Here is an 18,688-nt window from a genome sequence, read left to right on the forward strand (position 1 = left end):
GGTCGGTCTGCGCCCGCCCGCGCCGCTATGCGCAGGCGGGCGGTTGCGGCGCGAGCCATGCGTCGAACGGCGCCTGCCGGCCGATATCGAACAGCTCCAGCAGCAGCGCGCGCAGCCACCGATGGCCCGGGTCCGCATCGAAGCGCCGGTGCCAGTACGCGTTGACGGCCCATTCGCCGGCGCCCGCGATCTCGTACAGCGTGCACGGCTGGCGCGCCGCGAACGTGAGCGCGACGGTCTCCGGCAGGATCAGCGCGTAATCGCCGTGTTCGAGCAGCGCCGGCACCACCAGGAAGTCGGGCAGCGCCGCCCGCACGCGCGGCATCAGGCCGTGTCGTTCCAGCAGCTGCATCGATTGCGGATGCGCGGTCACCGCGACGAAGCGCAGCGCGTCAGGCGCGTCGCCGTCGAGCACGAAACCGCCGGGCAGCGCGAGGCGCTGCGCGGTGCGGCGCGGCATCAGCAGCACGCAGCGTTCGTGCAGCAGCGCGGTCCGCTGGAAATGGCTCGATGCATCCGCGAAATGACCGAGCGCGAAGTCGATGCGGCCCGATTCGAGCGCGACGTTGAGCTGGCATTCGTCGACATGCAGCGTCTCGATCACCGCGCCCGGCGCGCGCCGGTCGAATGCCGCGAGCAACGTCGGCAGGAACGCGCTCGCCGCGAAGTCGCTCATGTGCAGCCGGAACACGCGCTGGGTGCTGTCCGGCGCGAAGCGCGAGCCTTCGTCGAGCACGTCCTGCAGGATCGCGAGCGCCTTGTCGACCGATAGTGCGAGCCGTTGCGCGCGCGGCGTCGGCTCGACGCCGGTGCCGGTGCGCACGAACAGCGCGTCACGAAACATCAGGCGCAGCCGGCCGAGCGCGTAGCTCACCGACGGCTGCGTGACGCCGAGCCGCAACCCTGCGCGGCCGACGTGCCGTTCTTCGTACACCGCGCGAAACGTCTTCAACAGGTTCAGGTCGAGGTCCTGCACGCGCAGGCCGTCGGGCGCGTCCGCGTCGTGCGCCGCGGGTTCGGGGCGGGCCGGCGGCCGGCCGGTGGCGGAGTGCGTCATGGTGCTTGCCTCGCGGTGACGGAAGGCAGGTGGCCGTAACGCCGCGCATACGCCTTCGCGAAATGGCCGAAGCCGTGAATGCCGTGCGCGATCAGCACGTCGGTCACGCTGCGCGCGTCGCCGCGCTGCAGCGCGGCGTGCACCGCGGCCAGCCGGCGCTCGCGCACGTAGGCGGCCGGCGTGGTGTTCAGGAACGCGCGGAACGCATGCTGGAGCGTGCGCGGCGCGACGCCCGCGACGGCCGCCAGCGCCGCGAGCGCGAGCGGGTCGCCCAGGTGCGCGTCGACGTGGTCGCACGCGCGGCGCACGTGCGCCGGCAGCGGCGGCGTGCCGCGCGCGAGCGCGGCGCTGTACGAATGCGGCAGGTGCGTGAGCAGCAGCGCCATCAGCCACGCGCTGAGATCGGCGCCGAACGTCGTGATCGACGTGCCGATCCCCGGCTGCGCGCCGAGCCGGCACAGGTATTCGAAGGTCGGCAGCACGAGCGCCGCGCCCGCACCGTTGCCGCCGGCCGCGAGATCGAACTGCAGCGGCCGCGTGAGCGTCGTGTGCAGCATGTCCTGCAGCTTGCGCTCGAGTGCGCCGCGTTCGAGCCGCAGCACCAGGTTGCGGCAATCGGGGCTCGTGCTCAGGCGGCTCGCGAGCGCCGGCGACGACACCGTCAGCTGGCCCGGCCCGGCGCGTGCGACCACGTCGCCGGCCTGCAGCTCACATGCGCCCGACAGCGTCAGCCGGAACAGGAAATGCCCGGCATCGTCGCCGAACTCGATGCGCGTCTCGCGGCCGTAGCAGAGCTCGAGCAGTGCGCCGTGATACAGCGGCACCTCGTACAGCTCCGCATGAAACGGATCGCGGCCGTGCGCGGCCATCCGGTGCGGCCCGAGCCGGTGCGCGACCGCGCGTTCGACTTCGTCGGGCGCATGCAGCGTGCCGAGCCGGTTCGGCGCATGTCGGGAAAGGGCGATATCCATGCGGTGGCCTCGTGTCGGATGGATGGATGCGACGTCGTGCGCATCGCCGCGATTGCGTTGCGCGAACGGGCGCGCCGTTGCGCGTTTTGAAGCGACGCGACGTGCGCCGCCGCGTAGTCTCGGCAACACTCACTCACCGGGAGACGACGATGAAGGTATGTGTACTGGGCGGCGGCCACGGCTGCCATGCGGCCGCGATCGACCTGTTCGAGAAGGGCCACGACGTGACGTGGTGGCGGCGCGACCGCGAACCGCATGCGCGGCTGCGCGAGCTCGGCGCGTTGCAGGTGATCGACTATCGCGGCAGGCGTGCCGTGCCGCTCGGCGACGCACCCGGCGCGATCCGCCTGAGCGACGATCTCGCGGCCGCGCTGCGCGGCGCGCGGCTCGTCGTGGTGCCGCTGCCGGCCGTCTCGCACGATGCGCTCGCCGCGCAGGTCGCGCCCCTGCTGGAGGACGACCAGGTCGTGTTCCTGCCGCCCGGCACGTTCGGCAGCGTCGTGTTCGCGCGTGCGGCGGCCGATGCCGGCAACCGCGCGCGCGTCGCTTTTGCCGAGACCGGCACGCTGCCGTACCTGGTACGCAAGCATGGCGACGACGCGGTCGTGATCAGCGCGTATGCGACGCGCCTGCCGACCGGCGTGTTTCCCGCGAACGCGGCGACCTGGGCGTTCGACGTGCTGCGCGCGGGCTACCCGTCGGTCGAGCCGGTCGAGGATGCGCTGTCCGGCGCGCTGATGAACGCGGGCCCGGTGATTCATCCGCCGCTGATCCTGATGAACGCCGGGCCGCTCGAACACTTCGACGCGTGGGACATCCACAACGAAGGCACGCAGCCGTCGATCCGCCGCGTGACGAATGCGCTCGATGCCGAACGCATCGCCGTACGCGAGGCACTGGGCTACCGCGCGCCGCATTTCCCGCTGGCGGACCACTACGCGACCGACGGCGACGAATGGATGTACGGGCGTGGCGCGCACGGCAAGCTGACCGACAGCGGCGACTGGCGCGAGAAGATCGATTTGCGCACGCATCGCTACATGCTCGAGGACACCCGGCTCGGGCTGTCCTTCATCGTGTCGTGCGGGCGCCGGGCCGACGTGCCGACGCCCGTTGCGCAGGGGCTGCTGAGCGTCGCGTCGGCGGTGACCGGCCGCGACCTGTATGCGCAAGGGCGCACGCTGGAGGCGCTCGGCCTCGCCGCGCTGTCGCGCGACGCGATGCGCGCGCTGCTCGATGCGGGGTACGCCGCATGACGCCCGCCGCCGACGTGACGCGCGTGCACGTGCTCGGCGCGGGACGCATGGGGCAGGGGATCGCGCTCGTCTTTGCGTTCGCGGGCCTCGACGTGACGCTGATCGACTTCAAGCCGCGCGACGCGCAAGGCTGGCGCGTATTCGAGGATCGCACGCGCGGCGAGATCGCGCGGCCGCTGCATGCGCAGGTGGCGCTCGGCCGGATCGATGGCGACCAGGCCGCGGCCGTCATCGCCCGCATCGCGCTGGTCGCGCGTGATGGCGCGGCGTCCGCGCTGTGCGACGCCGGCATCGTGTTCGAAGCGCTGCCCGAAGTGCTCGACGCGAAGGCCGACGCGCTGCGCTGGCTCGGCGCACATGTCGATGCGCGCGCAACGATCGCGTCGACGACGTCGACGTTCGTCGTCACCGAGTTGCAGCGTCATGTCGCGCATCCGGAACGGATGCTGAATGCGCACTGGCTGAACCCGGCGCTGCTGATGCCGCTCGTCGAGATCAGCCGCAGCGACGCGACCGATCAGCGGGTCGTCGACGCGCTGGCCGCGCTGCTCGAACGCGTCGGCAAGAAGCCGGTGATCTGCGGGCCGGCGCCCGGCTACATCGTGCCGCGCATCCAGGCGCTCGCGATGAATGAAGCCGCACGCATGGTGGAAGAGGGCGTCGCGAGCGCCGAGGACATCGACATGGCGATCCGCACCGGCTTCGGCCCGCGCTTCGCGGTGCTCGGGCTGCTCGAGTTCATCGACTGGGGCGGCTGCGACATCCTGTACTACGCGTCGACGTATCTCGCCGGCGAGATCGGCCCGCGCTTCGCGCCGGCCGACAGCGTCGTGCGCAACATGGCGGCCGGGCGCGACGGCGTGCGTAGCGGCGCCGGGTTCCACGACTATGCGCAGGTCGACGTGCCGGCCTACATGCGGCAGCGGCTCGGCGAATTCGCACGGCTGCTCGACCACCTGGGACTGGCGCCGGCGTTCGACGGCGCGCGGCGCAGCACGGACGCATAGGACGGTCGTCGCGGCCCGGTGCGATCGTCGTGCAGCGCACGCGTGCATGCGGTACCGCAAACCGGTGTGTCGTTCGCCGGCCGGAAGCGTCGCGTGCGCGGCGGCCACGCTCATGCCGCGTCGCCGCGCGTGTCGGCAGCAGGCGCGCCGCGCGTCTCGCGCATCACGCACAGCGTCGCGACGGTCACGAGGCCGAGCGCCACGAGGAACAGCGACACGGGCCACGACGCGTGATAGCGCGCGAGCAGTGCGGTCGCGATCAGCGGCGACATGCCGCCCGCGAAGATCGACGCGACTTCATGGCCGAGCGCGACGCCCGAATAGCGCACCTCGGTGCTGAACAGCTCGCCGACCAGCGCGGGCAGCGTGCCGATCATCGCGCCGTGGCTCACCGCGGTGCCGACCGTCAGCGCGAGCCACACGAGCGGCGTCGCGCGCGTGTCGAGCAGCCAGAAGAACGGAAACGCGCACGCGACGAGGCTCAGCGCGCCGATCAGGTACACGGGCTTGCGGCCGATCCGGTCGGACAGCCGGCCCCACGCGAGCATCGCGCCCATTTCGACGATCATCGCGATCATCACGCCGGTCAGCATCACGCCGTTCGGGATGCCGACGTATTTGCCGTAGACGAGCGAGAACGCGAGGAAGATGTACGCACCGCCGTTTTCGGCGACGCGCAGCCCCATCGCAAGCAGGATTTCCTTCGGATGGCGGCGGATGCACTCGACGATCGGCAAGTGCGTGTGCGCGCCGCGCTTGCCGGCCTGCTCGTAGTCGCGGCTTTCCGGCAGGTGGCGGCGGATGTAGATGCCGATCGCGAAGATCGCGATGCTCGCGAGGAACGGCAGCCGCCAGCCCCAGGTGCGGAACGCGTCGTCGGGCAGCGCCTGGGCGGCGAGAAACGCGGCCGACGACAGCACGAAGCCGCCGCCGACGCCGAGCTGGCTCCACGCCGCGTAGTAGCCGCGCTGCTCGGGCGGCGCGTTCTCGCTGATCATCAGCACGCCGCCGCCCCATTCGCCGCCGGACGCGATGCCTTGCAGCAGCCGCAGCACGACGAGCGCCGCCGGCGCCCACAGGCCGACCTGCGCGTAGGTCGGCAGCAGGCCGATCGCGAACGTCGACGCGCCCATGATCAGCAGCGTCCACACGAGCGACGCCTTGCGGCCGTAGCGGTCGCCGACATGCCCGAACACGATCCCGCCGAGCGGCCGCGCGACGAAGCCGAGTGCGAACGCGGCGAACGCCGCGAGGCTGCCCGCGAGCGGCGACGCGCCGGGCGGAAAGAACACGTGGCCGAACACGAGCGCGGCGGCCGTGCCGTAGACGAAGAAGTCGTACCACTCCATCGCGTTGCCGGCGACGGAGGCGATGACGATGCGGCGAAGCTGCCGGTCGGCGAGCGGCCGGGCGGCGCTCGGGGATTGCACGGTGTCGGTCGGGTACATGGCGGACTCTGAAGGGGGCGGGTGCGTGCCGTCTCTCGACCGCATGCGGCACTGCGGGCTAGTGTTGTCGGCACCGCCGCCCCGGTCAAATCCGCAGAAAAAGGGGAGTGTCATCACTCCCGCAAATGATGGTCGCGGCGCGCACGGCCGTACCCGCGCGCGCCGGTGCCCGTCACCGCTCGATCTGCCGGTTCCAGCGCGTGTCCCACTGCGCGCGGCGGGCGTTGATCGCCGTCCAGTCGACCACCGTCAACTTGCGCACCAGATCGTCGACGTTGCCGAGGCTTTGCTGCATCGCGGCGGGCATCTTCGCGAGGCGATTGGTCGGGATCTGCTTGCCGGCTTCGGCCGCCTTCGTCTGCGCGGGTGCGGACAGCAGGAACTGCGCGAGCTTCTGGGCCAGTTGCGGATCCGGGTTGTTCGCGACCACGCACAGGTCGACGAGCAGCAGCACCGGGCCTTCCTTCGGGTTCGCATACGCGACCGGAATGCCCTTGTCCTGCAGGTCGCCGACACCGGTCGGCGTCAACGGGAACAGGCCGGCTTCGCCGGTCTGCACCATCTCGGAGATCTTCGCCGAGTTCGGGATGTACTCGACGACGTTCGGCCCGACCGTGCTCGCCCACTTGCTGAAGCCGGGCTCGACGTTCTGTTCGCTGCCGCCGAGCAGCCGGTTGATCGCGAGAAATCCGTGCAGCCCGAACGTGCTGCTCGACGCGGACTGGAACACGACCTTGCCCTTGTATTTCGGGTCGGCGAAATCCATCCACGACGTCGGCGGCGCCCAGCCCTTCTCCGCGAACAGTTTCTTGTTGTAGGCGATGCCGGTCATGCCGAGCTGCACGCCGGCGCCGATGTCGTCCTTCATCCGCGCGAACGGATACAGCTCCTTCAGCACCGGCGAATCGTCGAGCTTCTGGCACACGCCGAGGCTGACCGCGCGCGCCATCACGCCGTCGTCGAGGAACGCGACGTGGATTTGCGGCTTGTTGCGGTTCGCGAGCAGCTTCGCGAGCACGTCCGACGACGTGCCGGGCACGACGACGACCTTCACGTTGTTCGCCTTCTCGAAGTCGGGCAGCACCTGGCTCGTATAGGCTTTTTCCATCGGGCCGCCGTTCATGCCGACGTAGATCGTCTTCGTTTGCGCGAAGGCGGGCGCGGGCACGCCGGCGCCTGCGATGCAGAGGGCGGCAGCCGCCGCGATCGTTCCGAGCAGTTTCATCGTTGGGTCTCCTCTTGACGGAAAGGGGCGGTCGGCGCGGTTTGCTGTGCAAAGCGGCCGATCGAGAATGCATCGAGCGGCGTGGCGGTCTCGCCGGTCGTGACGAGCGCGGCGAGCACTTCGCCGACGCCCGGCGCGAGCAGGAAGCCACCGCCGGAAAAGCCGAACGCATGCAGCAGGTTCGGCGTGGTACGGCTAGCGCCGATGATCGGGTTGTGGTCGGGCGTGCAGCCTTCGACGCCGCTCCACGTGCGGATCAGCAGCGCGTCGCGCAATGCGGGCAGCAGCGCGCACGCATCGCGCATCACCGCGCGCGTCGTGTCGACCGACGGCTGGCCGAACTCGCCGTCGCCGCGGCCGCGCCCGCCGCCGATCACGCAGTTGCCGCGCGCGACCTGCCGCGCGTACACGCCGCCGCCGTACACGCCGAGGTTGTGCGTGATGAACGGCGGCAGCGGTTCGGTCACCCACATGTTCGGGTAGATCGGCTCCATCGGCACGGCTTCGCCGAAGCGCTCGGCGATCGTGTTCGCCCATGCGCCGGCCGAGTTGATCAGCCACGTCGAACTGAACGCACGACCGCCCGCAACGACATGAAAACGCGTGCCGTCGTGCCGGGCGTCGTCGACCGGCGTGTGCTCGAACACGTCGGCACCCGCTGCGCGGGCCGCGCGCGCGAACGCGGGCGACACGACGCGCGGGTTCGCGTGCCCGTCGGTCGCGCACAGCGAGCCGCCGACCGCCGCGCGGCCGAGCCACGGGTAGCGGCGGCGGAACGCGTCGCCGCGCATCACCTGCAACGGCAAGCCGTGCTCGCCGGCAAGCGTCGCGTAGGCATCGAGCGCCTCGAGATCGGCGTCGCTGCGCGCGAGCCGCAAATGACCCGACACGACGAATTCGCCGTCGATGCCGATCAGCTCGGGCAGGCGATCCCAGATGCGCCGCGCGCGCAGCGCGAGCGGCAGCTGTTCGGCGGGGCGGCCCTGGCAGCGCACGCCGCCGTAGTTCACGCCGCTTGCCTGTGCGCCGCAGTCGCGGCGCTCGAACAGCGCGACGCGCAAGCCGTGCCGCGTGAGCGCCAGCGCAGCCGAAGCGCCGACGAGCCCGCCGCCGACGATCGCGACGTCGTAGTGACGGCGTTCACTCATCGCGTGCCTCGTCGGGAATCGCCGTGACATTGTCGCCCGCGAGCGCGGCCGAGATCGGGAAGGGCTTCACCGGCGGTTGCGCGCGCAACCGGCCGACGTCCGCGAGCGCGCGGCCGGTTTCCGCGGCGAGCACGAGTGCGGTCGCGTCGCCGCACATCCGGCCCTGGCAGCGGCCCATCCCGGCGCGTGTCAGCGCCTTCAGCCGGTTCAGCTCGGTCGCTTCGCCACCGCGGATGCAGCGTCGCAGCGTACCCGCGTCGATTTCCTCGCAGCGGCACACGATCGTGTCGTCCGGGCAGCGCGCGGCGAGTGCGGCGGGCGGCGCGAACGCCGCTTCGAGGCCGGCACGGAACGCGCCGAGCCGGGCGAGCGTGCGATCGAGCGTCGCTACATCGGGCTTGCCGGCCAGCGACGGCGACGACGACGGAATCGCGATTCCCGCATCCGCGAGCAGCGCGAGCGCCGCGCGTCGCCCGGACGCCTCGGCCGCGTCGGCGCCTGCGATGCCGGCACCGTCGCCCGCCACGTAGATGCCGCGCACCGACGTGCGGCCGGCCGCATCGCGTTCGGGCAGCCATGCGCGGTTGAGCGGATCGAAACGGAACCGGCAGCCGGCGAGATCCGCGAGCTGGGTCTCGGAACGCAGCCCGAAGCCGAGGCCGAGCGCATCGCAGTCGAGCATCCGCGGCGGCGCGTCGCCGCCGGCCGCGCGCCATGCGAGGCCCGTTACGTGCCGCTCGCCGAGCACGCGCTCGAGCGTGACGCCGGTTTCGATCGCGACGCCGTGCGCGCGCAGCCAGCCGATGTAGTACAGCCCCTTCGCGAATGTGGACGGCATGCGCAGCAGGGCGGGCGTCGCGGCAGCCTGCCGGCGCAGCGGGCTCGTGTCGAGCACGGCCGCGACCTGCGCGCCGGCCTTCGCGTACTGATAGGCGACGAGATACAGCAACGGCCCCGTGCCCGCGAACACGATGCGGCTGCCGATCGCGCAGCCCTGCGCCTTCAGCGCGACCTGCGCGCCGCCGAGCGTATAGACGCCCGCGAGCGTCCACCCCGGTACCGGCAGCATGCGATCGGTCGCGCCGCTCGCGACGATCAGGTGCGAGAACGGCACGGTCGTTTCGCGGCCGTCCTGCAGCGTGTCGACGCGGCCCGCGCCGCACGCCCAGGCGAGCGTGTTTGGCCGATAGTCGACGTGCGGCAGCAACGCGGCCATCGTGCGGTGCACGGCATCGGCCTTCGCGGCCTCGAAGCCGTACAGCACGCGCTTGCCGCGCGCGAACGCGCCGTCGGTCGGCGGCTGGCGATAGATCTGCCCGCCCCAGCGCGCGTTCTCGTCGATCACGACGGGGCGCAGCCCCGCGTCGACCAGCGCCTCGGCCGCGCGCACGCCGGCCGGCCCCGCGCCGACGATCACCGGTCGCAGTGCGTCGCTCATGATGCGTCTCCGGCCGTGGCGGGCTGCGCGCCGGTGAGAATCCGCATGCCATCGGCGATCGGCGTCGAGCATGCGCGCACGCGGGCGCCGGCCTCGGTGCGGACCCAGCAGTCCTGGCACGCGCCGATCAGGCAGAAGCCCGCGCGCGGCTTGCCGCTGAATTCGCTCACGCGCACGCGGCGCTGCGCGACGAGGATCGCGGTGAGCACGGTGTCGCCGGCGAGCGCCTGCGCGGGCCGGCCGTCGAGCGTGAACGCGACGGCGGCGCGCTCGCGTTCGGCGACGCGCACGAATTGCGCACCGTCGTCCGCGTTGTCGGTGGAGCGGGAAACGAATGTCGTCATCAGTGTTGGCCGATCAGGATGCGGTTCAGGCCGTACACGCGATCGAGCAGCAGCATCGCGGCGGCGGTGATGAAGATGACCAGCGCCGATACCGACGCCATCATCGGATCGATCGATTCGGTCGCATACATGTACATGCGCACCGGCAGCGTGACTGTCTGCGGCGACGTGACGAAGATCGACATCGTCAGCTCGTCGAAGCTGTTGATGAACGCGAGCAGCCAGCCGCCGGTGATGCCAGGCAGGATCATCGGCAGCGTGATGCGGCGGAACGTCGTCCACGGGTCGGCGCCGAGCGAGCACGCGGCCTGCTCGATGCTGCGGTCGAGGCCCGCGACGGACGCGAGCACGAGCCGCATCACGAACGGCGTGATGACGATCATGTGTGCGAGCACCAGCCACGCGAATGAGCCGGTCGCGCCGATCAGCGCGAAGAAGCGCAGCAGCGCGATGCCGAGCACGAGGCCGGGAATCACGAGCGGCGACAGCAACAGGCCGTTCAGGAACGCGCGGCCGGGAAAGGTCGCGCGGCCGATCGCGAGCCCGGCGGGCAACGCGATCGCGAGCGACAGCGTCGCCGACGCGAACGCGAGCTTCACGCTGTTGACGAACGCGGTGACGAAGTCCGGATAGTCGAGGATCGCGCGGAACCAGCGCAGCGACAGGCCGTGCGTCGGCAGCGTCAGCGTTTCGTCGGGCGTGAACGCGACCAGCACGACGATCGCGAGCGGCGCGAGCACGAACAGGATCACGAGCGTATGGAACGCCAGCGCAATGGGGCCGTTCTTTCTCATCGGGAAGCGCCTCCGAGGCTGCGCGCGTAGCGGCGTTCGAGCACGCGGTAGTAGGTGAGCATCACGACGAGGTTCGCGACCAGCAACAGCACCGCGATCGTCGCGCCGAGCGGCCAGTTCAGCGAGCCGAGGAATTCGTCGTAGACGGCGGTCGCCGCGACCTTCAGGCGGCGTCCGCCGAGCAGGCCGGGGATCGCGAAGGCGCTCGCCGACAGCCCGAACACCATCAGGCTGCCCGACAGCACGCCCGGCATCAGCTGCGGCACGACGATGCGGCGCAGCGTCGTGAACGGCGACGCGCCGAGCGACAGCGCCGCGTGCTCGGTTTGCGGATCGAGCCGCTGCAGTGCCGTCCAGACGGGAATCACCATGAACGGCAGCATCACGTGGACGAGCGCGATCACGATCGCGAACGTCGTGTACTCGAGCTTGTACGGCCCGAGGCCGACGAGCCCGAGTGCCTGGTTCACGAGCCCGCTCGTGTTCAGCAGCATGCTCCAGCCGAACGCGCGCACGACGACCGACACGAGCAGCGGAGCAAGGATGACGAGCAGGAACAGCGAGCGCCACGGATCGCGCATCTTCGACAGCACGTACGCTTCGGGTGTGCCGATCGCGACGCAGATCGCGGTGGTCAGCGCGGCGATGCCGAACGTGCGCGCGAAGATCGTGTGGAAGTACGACGAGCCGAGCACCTCCGCGTAATTGCCGAGCTGGAAGGCGGCGATCGGGCCGGTGGCCTGGTCGTAACGGTAGAACGTGAGCGCGAAGGTCATCGCGAGCGGCACGAGCACGAGCGCGGCGAACAGCGCGAACGCGGGCGCACACATCAGCCACAGCGGCGCGTGCGCACGCCACGTCGCGCGCAGCGCAACGCCGCCGGTGCGAAGCGGAACGGCGTCGGCCGCGCCCGATGGCGCGAGCCCGGCCGGCGCGCCGTCGGTCGAAAGCGGACGGGTAGGCTGTCGCATTCAGGCCTCCCGGCGCATCACGCGCACCGCGTCGCTGTGCCAGTCGACGCCGACCGGCGCGCCTTCCGCGAGCGGCTCCGCGCCTTCGTTCTGGCAGCACACGAGCACTTCGCCGAGCGCGCTGTCGACGCGGTACAGCCACTGGCTGCCGAGGAAGAAGCGGCTCGTGACGGTCGCGGCGAAGCGGCCCGCGCCGGGTGCGCACAGTCGTAGCTTCTCAGGACGGATGCACACCGACACGGCATCGCCGATGCGCACGTCGCGCTCGCGCGCCGGCAGGTGCACGGTGCGGCCGGTCTCCGCGAGATCGTGGCCGAGATCGATGCGGATCGCGTCGCCGTCGTGCGCGACGATCGTGCCGGGCAGCAGGTTCGCCTTGCCGATGAACTGCGACACGAAGTGGTTCTCCGGGCGTTCGTACGCGCGGTACGGCGTGTCCGTCTGCGTGATGCGGCCGGCTTCCATCACGACCACGCGATCGCTGATCGACAGCGCTTCCGATTGATCATGCGTGACCATGATCGTCGTCGTGCCGATCTTGCGCTGGATCGCGCGCAGTTCGAACTGCATCTCTTCGCGCAGCTTCGCGTCGAGGTTCGACATCGGCTCGTCGAGCAGCAGCACCGGCGGCTCGATCACCACCGCGCGCGCGATCGCGACGCGCTGCCGCTGCCCGCCGGACAATTCACGCGGAAAGCGGTGCGCGAGCGCATCGAGCCGCACGAGCGCGAGCGCCGCGCGGATGCGCTCGGCGCGCTCCGCCTTGTCGACGCCGCGCATGTCGAGCCCGAAGCCGACGTTCTCCGCGACGCTCATGTGCGGAAACAGCGCATAGCTCTGGAACACGATGCCGAGCCCGCGGCGGTTCGGCTTCATGTGCGTGATGTCCTGCCCGTCGAGCGCGATGCGGCCGCGGGTGACGTCGACGAAGCCGGCGATCATCTGCAGCGTCGTGGTCTTGCCGCAGCCCGACGGCCCGAGCAGCGACACGAATTCGCCTTGTTCGACCGACAGGTTGACGTCGGCGACGGCGGTGAGCGCGCCGAACGATTTCGTCAGATCCGTAAGCGTGAGAAACGACATGGAGCACTCCGGGTTCGCACACCGCATGGCCGGTGCGTCATTGACGCGGACTCTAGCCAGCCATATTTCGGAGCGTCAATTTGGAATTCTGCTCAACGAGATGAATTTCAGAAAAATTCCAGTGAACGGAATGCTTTGCCGAGTCGCCGGCAAATCGTTCCGTTGAATGAAGGGCGGGCAGGTGGTGAAAGACGCGCGTCAATCCCGTGCACACCCGGATGCCGCGCGCATTTTGGCGACACGACAATGGCAGCTGATGTATTCCGTTCAATGAAATCATCGAGGAGAATCCGCATGCAGGAACCGCATTCGCCCGGAACGTCGCGTGCCGTACGCATGCCGGCCGCGGACGACGACGCCGCCGTCGATGCGGCCGGCGCGCCGGGCACCGGCATGCTGCAGCGTGCGTTCGCGATCCTGCGCGCGCTGGCCGGCATGCAGCAGGACGGCGTGCGCGTCACGCACCTCGCGAAGGCCGTCGGCCTTACGCAGGGCACCGCGCACCGGATCCTGCAATCGCTGATCGCCGAAGGGATGGTCGAGCAGGACGAACAGTCGAAGCTGTACCGGCTGAGCGTCGACTTCTTCGCGCTCGCCGCGCTGGCCGGCAACCCGAGCAGCATGCGCACGCTGTGCCGGCCTGCGCTGCTGCGGCTGTGCGCGAGCCTCGGCGAGACGATCTTCCTGCTCGTGAAGAGCGGCTTCGACGCAGTGTGTCTCGATCTGTGCGAAGGCCCGTTCCCGATCCGTTCGTTCACCGGGGACATCGGCGGGCGCATTGCGCTCGGCGTCGGGCAGGGCAGCCTCGCGATCCTCGCGTTCCTGCCGGAAGCCGAGCGCGAGGAAGTGATCCGCTTCAACGTGCCGCGCATTCGCGGTTACGGCGTGCTCGACGAGGTCTACCTGCGCACCGAGATCGAGCGCGTGCGCGAGCTCGGCTACGCGGGCCGCAACAGCGGCGTGCTCGACGGGATGGCCGGCGTCGCGGTGCCGATCCTCGATCGCACCGGCTACCCGGTCGGCGCGCTGAGCGTTGGCACGCTGGCGTCGCGGCTCGGCGACGACCGGATGCCGATGGTCGTCGAGCTGCTCCGGCGCCAGGCCGATGCGATCGGCCCGCGCACGAATCCGTTCGACGCCGCGTTGCGGCGGCCGATGCACGGTCTATCCGGGAAAACCGCATAGGCGCGTCGCGCGTTACCGTTTCGTCAGCTTGCTTACGCGAGCCATTCATGTCTGAGCAGAATGCGCCGCGTCCGGCGGGCTTCCATGCTTTCTATCGGCTTGCAGACACGCGCAGTCGCCGCCCATTTCCCCTTCGTTCGTCTCCATTCGATTTTCAACTGCCGCCCAGTTGAACATTTCATTTCTTGATGCGACTGCGGCTGGATACCATCCAGCCACTGTCTATACAAGCCGACCGGCGCGTATGGCCAGCATCAACAAAACACAACATCGACAAGACGGTTTGGAGAGGAGATGACGGAGATGGTGCGAACGATGAGCAGGAAGACGGGCGTCGCGTACATGAGCGCGGCCATGGCGATGATGGTCGCCGGCGCCGCGCACGCGCAGTCGACGGTAACGCTGTACGGGATCGTCGACGCCGGCGTGACCTACACGAACAATTCGAAGGGCCATGCGCTGTGGCAGTTCACGGGCGGCAACGAATCGGGCCCGCGCTGGGGCTTGATCGGCAGCGAGGATCTCGGCGGCGGCCTGAAGGCGAACTTCCGGCTCGAGAACGGCTTCAACGTCGCGAACGGCGCGCTCGGGCAGGGCGGCCGGATGTTCGGCCGCTCCGCGTGGGTCGGCCTGAGCGGCGCGAGCTGGGGCGCGGTGACGCTCGGCCGCCAGTACAACTCGACGCAGGACATTCTCGGCTCGCTGCAGATGAGCAGCTTCCTCGCGCAGTACTCGACGCACCCGTTCGACAACGACGACATCAACAATAGTTTCCGCACCAACAACGCGGTCAAGTACGTGTCGCCGACGATCGCGGGCCTGCAGGCGAACCTGATGTACGGGTTCTCGAATTCGACGGGCTTCTCGAACGACAACTCGTGGAGCGCCGGCATCACCTATACGCACGGGCCGCTCAATGCAGGCGCCGCCTATGCGCGCGTGAACCATCCGGCGGCCAGCGCGACGGGCGCCGTTGCGTCCGACAACTACTACCCGGGCTCGGCGTCGGTGTTCGGCGCCGGCCTGTCGAGCGCGGTGCGCCAGCAGATCTGGGGCGCGGGCGGCAATTACACGATCGGCGCGGCGACGCTCGGGCTGCTGTACACGGGCTCGAACTTCGGCCAGGCGACGGGCGGTGCGCTGCGCTTCAACAACTACGAAGGCAGCGTGCGCTACCTGATCACGCCCGCGCTGATGGCCGCGGCCGGCTACACCTATACGAAGGTCGCGCGCGGCGCCGACGACGGTCACTACCAGCAGGTGTCGGCCGGCCTGCAGTACCTGCTGTCGAAGCGCACCGACGTGTACGTGAACGGCTTCTACCAGAAGGCGTCGTCGGGCGTGGGCCACGCGTGGATCGACGGGACCGACGGGCCGTCGTCGACGACGTCGCAGGTGGCGGTGGTGGTCGGCATCCGCCAGAAGTTCTGATGCGCTGACGCGTTCGCGCGTCTTCCGGAGGAGACATAGATGAAATTCAGACTGTTGCTGGCGGCGCTGCCGTTCGTCGGGATGTACATCGGCGGCTCGATCGCCGAGGTGCGGCCGCTGCTGTTCGGCCTGCCGTTCCTGCTCGTGTGGAACCTGATCTGGATGGCGGCGACCGCCGCGATCCTCGCGATCCTGTTCCACCTCGACGAGCGCGACGCGGCCCGCGACGGCCGCACGGGAGACGCGCGATGAACGCCTCGATCATCATCATCGCGGCGTTCGCCGTGTTCGCGCTCGCGATCGGCGTGATGGCGCGGCGCGGCCGCAAGCTCACGCTCGAACAGTGGGCGGTCGGCGGGCGCGGCTTCGGCTCGCTGCTCACGTTCCTGCTGATGGCCGGCGAGGCGTTCTCGACGTTCTCGTTCCTCGGCGCGAGCGGCTGGACCTACAGCAAGGGCGTGCCCGCGTTCTACATCCTGTCGTACGGCTGCCTCGCGTTCGTGATCGGCTACTGGATGCTGCCCGCGGTGTGGCGCTACGCAAAGGAGCGCGGGCTCGTGTCGTTCGCCGACTACTTCGCGTCGAAGTACGACAGCCGCGCAATCGGCGTGCTTGTGTCGGTCGTGGCCGTGTTCGCGATGGTGTCGCTGCTGATGATCCAGCTGCGCGGCCTCGGCGTGATCGTGTCCGAGATGTCGTACGGGCTGATTCCGCAAGCGGCCGCGATCTGGATCGCCGCGACGCTGATGGCCGTGTACATGGTCGTGTCGGGCATCCACGGTTCGGCGAGCATCGCGATCTTCAAGGACGTGCTGATCCTCGCGATCGCGATCTTCCTCGGCCTGTACCTGCCGATGCACTACTACGGTGGCCTCGGCGAGATGTTCGCGAAGATCGACGCCGCGCATCCCGAACTGCTGCGCATGCCCGAGCACGGCTTCAACCTGAGCTGGTACAACTCGACGATCCTGCTCACGTCGCTCGGCTATTACCTGTATCCGCACGGCTTCACCGCGATCTACGTCGCGAAGGACGAACGCGCGCTGCGCCGCAACGTGATCCTGATGCCGCTGTACCAGGTGCTGATCGCGTTCCTGTTCCTCGTCGGCTTCGCGGCCGTGATGACGGTGCACGGGCTCGAAGGCGCGCAGACCGATCTCGCGCTGCTGCGTCTCGTGAAGCAGACGTTCCCCGCGTGGTTCGTCGGCATCGTCGGCGGCACGGGCCTCCTGACCGCGCTGGTGCCGGGCTCGCTGATCATGCTGAATGCCTCGACGACGATCGCGCGCAACATCTACCGCGAAGGCTTCGCGCCGAACGCGACCGACCGCGAGGTGACGCGCGTCGCGCGGATCGCGCTGCCGATCTTCACGCTGGTGGTCGTCTACTTCGTGCTGCGCGGCGGCGCGACCTTCGTCACGCTCGCGATCTTCTCGTCGAGCCTGCTCACGCAGCTCGTGCCGATGCTCGCGTCGAGCTTCCTGAAGCGGCCGTTCGGCACGCGGGAAGGCGCGTTCGCGGGGATCGTCGCCGGTGCGATCGTGATCGCGCTGACGAACTACTACGGCGTGACGCTCGCGTCGCTGTTCCCCGGCGCATCCAGCACGCTGACGTCGATCAACCCCGGGCTCGTCGCACTCGCGGTGAACGCGGTGGTGTTCATCGCGATCAGCGCGGCGCAGCGCAAGCTGAAGGCGCGCATGGCCGCGCCGGCCCGCTCCGCGTGACGACCCGATCGGCGTGCCGCCGCCGAACCGCCGGGCGACTGCCCGGCGGTTTTTCCGTGCGGCGGCGCCTGGCCCCTTCTAACTACAACAGGACACCGAAACGATGACGACCGAGAACAAGGCCGACGACCAGGCCGACGACCGGCGTGAAGCGATCGACACCCTGATCGCGAACGGCTGCGTGATCACGATGGACCCGCAGCGGCGCGTGATCGAGAACGGCGCGGTTGCCGTGACGGGCGATCGCATCGTCGCCGTCGGCGATACCGCCGAATTGCAGGCGCGCTTCCGTGCCGCGCGCACGATCGACGCACGCCGCAAGGCCGTGCTGCCGGGCCTGATCGATGCGCATGCGCACGCGGGCCACGCGATGCTGCGCACGATCGGCGGCGCGGACGGCGATGCGTGGTCGGCCGCGGCCGAGACGATCTATACGCGCGCGTCGGACGAGGCGTTCTGGGAAACCGAATCGCATCTCGCGGCGCTCGAACGGCTGAAGGCCGGCGTGACGACGGGCGTGTCGCTGCTCGGCGGCGGCAACTCGATCATGCGCGTCGACGATCCCGTCTACGCGCGGCGTCATTGCGATGCCGTCGTGCGCACCGGCACGCGCTCGATCGTGGCCGTCGGCCCGTCGCGCCCGCCCGCGCCGCGTGCATACACGCGCCACGCGCCGGACGGCGGCGACACGCGCGACATCGATTTCGACACGATGTACGACGTGTGCGAACGCATCGTCGACGAATGCCACGGCGACGCCGACGGGCGGATCCGGATCGCGATCACGCTGCCGGTATACGGTCCCGAGCATGACCCGGAACTCGCGCAGTACGAGCGGGATTTCCGCGATCAGGCCGCACGCTACGGCGCGCTTGCGCGCGAGCGCGGCCTGACGTTCACGCAGGACGGGCACCGCGCCGGCACGCTCGCGTTCGCGCATCGCGAGCTCGGGCTGCTCGGCCCGACGTCGTTCATGTCGCACAGCATCGACCTGACCGACGCCGACATCGCCGCGTGCGTGGAAACCGGCACCGCGATCGTCCACAACCCGAGCGCGATCATGTCGATCATCGGCCGCTGCCCGGTGCCCGAGCTGATCGATGCGGGCGTGACGGTCGCGATCGCGTCGGACGGCGCGGCGCCCGATCGCGGCTACGACATGTTCCGTCACATGTGGCAGTGCATGCACTACCATCGCCGCCACTTCCGCGACCCCGACGTGCTGCCGCACGGCAAGGTGCTGGAGATGGTGACGATCGACGCGGCGAAGGCGCTGTCGCTCGATCACGAGATCGGCTCGCTCGAAGCCGGCAAGCTCGCCGACCTCATCCTCGTCGACCTGTTTCGCCCGCACATGATGCCGATGAACATGCCGGTGTATCGCGTTACGTGTTTCGCGAACGCGGCCGACGTGTGCATGACGATGGTCGGCGGCCGCGTGCTGATGGAGGATCGGCGCGTGCTGTCGGTCGACGAGAACGCGATTCTCGAGCGCGTGATGGAAGTCGCGGAGACGATGATCGAGCGCAGCGGGTTGCGTCGCCTGCTCGACGAACCGAAGACGCTGTGGGGGCGCAGTCACTACTGAGCGAGGCCGCGCGGG

At 69.7% G+C, this 18,688-nt stretch carries 17 protein-coding genes; 7 read left to right on the plus strand and 10 right to left on the minus strand.

Translation table 11 applies throughout. The annotated features are described in order from the left end of the window. Positions 1 to 25: 25 nt before the first annotated feature. Positions 26 to 1,057, minus strand: coding sequence for a LysR family transcriptional regulator (locus U5A56_RS26485; RefSeq protein ID WP_044845355.1), 1,032 nt, complete (start codon positions 1,055 to 1,057; stop codon positions 26 to 28). Beyond that, entirely contained in the window at positions 1,054 to 2,028 is a 975-nt protein-coding gene (locus U5A56_RS26490; protein WP_321925367.1) for an AraC family transcriptional regulator, read from the minus strand. The genes U5A56_RS26485 and U5A56_RS26490 overlap by 4 nt, the downstream gene beginning before the upstream one ends. A gap of 149 nt (positions 2,029 to 2,177) precedes the next feature. Here U5A56_RS26490 and U5A56_RS26495 point away from each other — a divergent pair, with 149 nt between their 5' ends. Further along, on the plus strand, positions 2,178 to 3,284 hold the full coding sequence (locus U5A56_RS26495; RefSeq protein ID WP_321925369.1) for an NAD/NADP-dependent octopine/nopaline dehydrogenase family protein: 1,107 nt from the start codon (positions 2,178 to 2,180) through the stop codon (positions 3,282 to 3,284). After that, positions 3,281 to 4,291 carry a 3-hydroxybutyryl-CoA dehydrogenase gene (locus U5A56_RS26500; RefSeq protein WP_321925371.1) on the plus strand — a complete coding sequence of 337 codons (1,011 nt, stop codon included), beginning with the start codon at positions 3,281 to 3,283 and terminating at the stop codon, positions 4,289 to 4,291. Before U5A56_RS26495 ends, U5A56_RS26500 begins: the two co-directional genes overlap by 4 nt. Positions 4,292 to 4,401: 110 nt before the next feature. On the opposite strand, the gene U5A56_RS26505 is transcribed toward U5A56_RS26500, so the two are convergent. The 8 genes from U5A56_RS26505 to U5A56_RS26540 all read right to left on the minus strand — a co-directional run bounded on the left by U5A56_RS26505 (position 4,402) and on the right by U5A56_RS26540 (position 12,742). Next, complete coding sequence (locus U5A56_RS26505) at positions 4,402 to 5,739, minus strand: MFS transporter (protein WP_321925373.1); 1,338 nt, start codon at positions 5,737 to 5,739, stop codon at positions 4,402 to 4,404. Positions 5,740 to 5,911: 172 nt separating this feature from the next. Next, the gene (locus U5A56_RS26510; protein WP_321925375.1) at positions 5,912 to 6,964 is read right to left on the minus strand and encodes an ABC transporter substrate-binding protein; all 1,053 of its coding nucleotides are present in this window, start codon (positions 6,962 to 6,964) and stop codon (positions 5,912 to 5,914) included. Continuing rightward, positions 6,961 to 8,112, minus strand: coding sequence for an FAD-binding oxidoreductase (locus U5A56_RS26515; RefSeq protein WP_321925377.1), 1,152 nt, complete (start codon positions 8,110 to 8,112; stop codon positions 6,961 to 6,963). Before U5A56_RS26515 ends, U5A56_RS26510 begins: the two co-directional genes overlap by 4 nt. Further along, complete coding sequence (locus tag U5A56_RS26520) at positions 8,105 to 9,550, minus strand: NAD(P)/FAD-dependent oxidoreductase (protein ID WP_321925379.1); 1,446 nt, start codon at positions 9,548 to 9,550, stop codon at positions 8,105 to 8,107. Before U5A56_RS26520 ends, U5A56_RS26515 begins: the two co-directional genes overlap by 8 nt. Continuing rightward, the gene (locus U5A56_RS26525; protein ID WP_257770904.1) at positions 9,547 to 9,894 is read right to left on the minus strand and encodes a (2Fe-2S)-binding protein; all 348 of its coding nucleotides are present in this window, start codon (positions 9,892 to 9,894) and stop codon (positions 9,547 to 9,549) included. The genes U5A56_RS26520 and U5A56_RS26525 overlap by 4 nt, the downstream gene beginning before the upstream one ends. Beyond that, positions 9,894 to 10,688 (minus strand): ABC transporter permease, encoded by a 795-nt coding sequence (locus U5A56_RS26530; RefSeq protein WP_321925381.1) that lies wholly within the window; start codon positions 10,686 to 10,688, stop codon positions 9,894 to 9,896. The genes U5A56_RS26525 and U5A56_RS26530 overlap by 1 nt, the downstream gene beginning before the upstream one ends. Then, a complete protein-coding gene (locus U5A56_RS26535; RefSeq protein ID WP_321925382.1) occupies positions 10,685 to 11,659 on the minus strand; it encodes an ABC transporter permease in 975 nt (324 codons plus the stop codon). Before U5A56_RS26535 ends, U5A56_RS26530 begins: the two co-directional genes overlap by 4 nt. Next, a complete protein-coding gene (locus U5A56_RS26540; protein WP_044845344.1) occupies positions 11,660 to 12,742 on the minus strand; it encodes an ABC transporter ATP-binding protein in 1,083 nt (360 codons plus the stop codon). A 294-nt stretch (positions 12,743 to 13,036) separates the two neighbouring features. Here U5A56_RS26540 and U5A56_RS26545 point away from each other — a divergent pair, with 294 nt between their 5' ends. The 5 genes from U5A56_RS26545 to U5A56_RS26565 all read left to right on the plus strand — a co-directional run bounded on the left by U5A56_RS26545 (position 13,037) and on the right by U5A56_RS26565 (position 18,673). Continuing rightward, positions 13,037 to 13,927: an IclR family transcriptional regulator gene (locus U5A56_RS26545; protein ID WP_321925384.1), complete on the plus strand. Its 891-nt coding sequence runs from the start codon at positions 13,037 to 13,039 to the stop codon at positions 13,925 to 13,927. A 342-nt stretch (positions 13,928 to 14,269) separates the two neighbouring features. Continuing rightward, the gene (locus U5A56_RS26550) at positions 14,270 to 15,358 is read left to right on the plus strand and encodes a porin (RefSeq protein ID WP_415749237.1); all 1,089 of its coding nucleotides are present in this window, start codon (positions 14,270 to 14,272) and stop codon (positions 15,356 to 15,358) included. 39 nt (positions 15,359 to 15,397) lie between these two features. Beyond that, on the plus strand, positions 15,398 to 15,610 hold the full coding sequence (locus U5A56_RS26555; RefSeq protein WP_044845342.1) for a DUF3311 domain-containing protein: 213 nt from the start codon (positions 15,398 to 15,400) through the stop codon (positions 15,608 to 15,610). Further along, positions 15,607 to 17,085, plus strand: a complete 1,479-nt coding sequence (locus U5A56_RS26560) for a sodium:solute symporter (RefSeq protein ID WP_321925386.1) — start codon at positions 15,607 to 15,609, stop codon at positions 17,083 to 17,085. Before U5A56_RS26555 ends, U5A56_RS26560 begins: the two co-directional genes overlap by 4 nt. Positions 17,086 to 17,188: 103 nt before the next feature. Further along, a complete protein-coding gene (locus U5A56_RS26565; RefSeq protein WP_321925388.1) occupies positions 17,189 to 18,673 on the plus strand; it encodes an amidohydrolase family protein in 1,485 nt (494 codons plus the stop codon). Positions 18,674 to 18,688 lie beyond the last annotated feature (15 nt).

The sequence above is a fragment of the Burkholderia sp. BCC1998 genome (assembly GCF_905339875.1).
In the GTDB taxonomy this organism is placed as follows: Bacteria; Pseudomonadota; Gammaproteobacteria; order Burkholderiales; family Burkholderiaceae; genus Burkholderia.

Excerpts from the sequence above, each read along its gene's own strand:
- U5A56_RS26530 (WP_321925381.1), bottom strand. The coding sequence starts at position 10,688 with ATGAGAAAGAACGGCCCCATTGCGCTGGCGTTCCATACGCTCGTGATC.
- U5A56_RS26485 (WP_044845355.1), bottom strand. The coding sequence starts at position 1,057 with ATGACGCACTCCGCCACCGGCCGGCCGCCGGCCCGCCCCGAACCCGCG.
- U5A56_RS26510 (WP_321925375.1), bottom strand. The coding sequence starts at position 6,964 with ATGAAACTGCTCGGAACGATCGCGGCGGCTGCCGCCCTCTGCATCGCA.
- U5A56_RS26505 (WP_321925373.1), bottom strand. The coding sequence starts at position 5,739 with ATGTACCCGACCGACACCGTGCAATCCCCGAGCGCCGCCCGGCCGCTC.
- U5A56_RS26540 (WP_044845344.1), bottom strand. The coding sequence starts at position 12,742 with ATGTCGTTTCTCACGCTTACGGATCTGACGAAATCGTTCGGCGCGCTC.
- U5A56_RS26520 (WP_321925379.1), bottom strand. The coding sequence starts at position 9,550 with ATGAGCGACGCACTGCGACCGGTGATCGTCGGCGCGGGGCCGGCCGGC.
- U5A56_RS26550 (WP_415749237.1), top strand. The coding sequence starts at position 14,270 with ATGAGCGCGGCCATGGCGATGATGGTCGCCGGCGCCGCGCACGCGCAG.
- U5A56_RS26515 (WP_321925377.1), bottom strand. The coding sequence starts at position 8,112 with ATGAGTGAACGCCGTCACTACGACGTCGCGATCGTCGGCGGCGGGCTC.
- U5A56_RS26495 (WP_321925369.1), top strand. The coding sequence starts at position 2,178 with ATGAAGGTATGTGTACTGGGCGGCGGCCACGGCTGCCATGCGGCCGCG.
- U5A56_RS26555 (WP_044845342.1), top strand. The coding sequence starts at position 15,398 with ATGAAATTCAGACTGTTGCTGGCGGCGCTGCCGTTCGTCGGGATGTAC.
- U5A56_RS26560 (WP_321925386.1), top strand. The coding sequence starts at position 15,607 with ATGAACGCCTCGATCATCATCATCGCGGCGTTCGCCGTGTTCGCGCTC.
- U5A56_RS26500 (WP_321925371.1), top strand. The coding sequence starts at position 3,281 with ATGACGCCCGCCGCCGACGTGACGCGCGTGCACGTGCTCGGCGCGGGA.
- U5A56_RS26490 (WP_321925367.1), bottom strand. The coding sequence starts at position 2,028 with ATGGATATCGCCCTTTCCCGACATGCGCCGAACCGGCTCGGCACGCTG.
- U5A56_RS26535 (WP_321925382.1), bottom strand. The coding sequence starts at position 11,659 with ATGCGACAGCCTACCCGTCCGCTTTCGACCGACGGCGCGCCGGCCGGG.
- U5A56_RS26565 (WP_321925388.1), top strand. The coding sequence starts at position 17,189 with ATGACGACCGAGAACAAGGCCGACGACCAGGCCGACGACCGGCGTGAA.
- U5A56_RS26525 (WP_257770904.1), bottom strand. The coding sequence starts at position 9,894 with ATGACGACATTCGTTTCCCGCTCCACCGACAACGCGGACGACGGTGCG.
- U5A56_RS26545 (WP_321925384.1), top strand. The coding sequence starts at position 13,037 with ATGCAGGAACCGCATTCGCCCGGAACGTCGCGTGCCGTACGCATGCCG.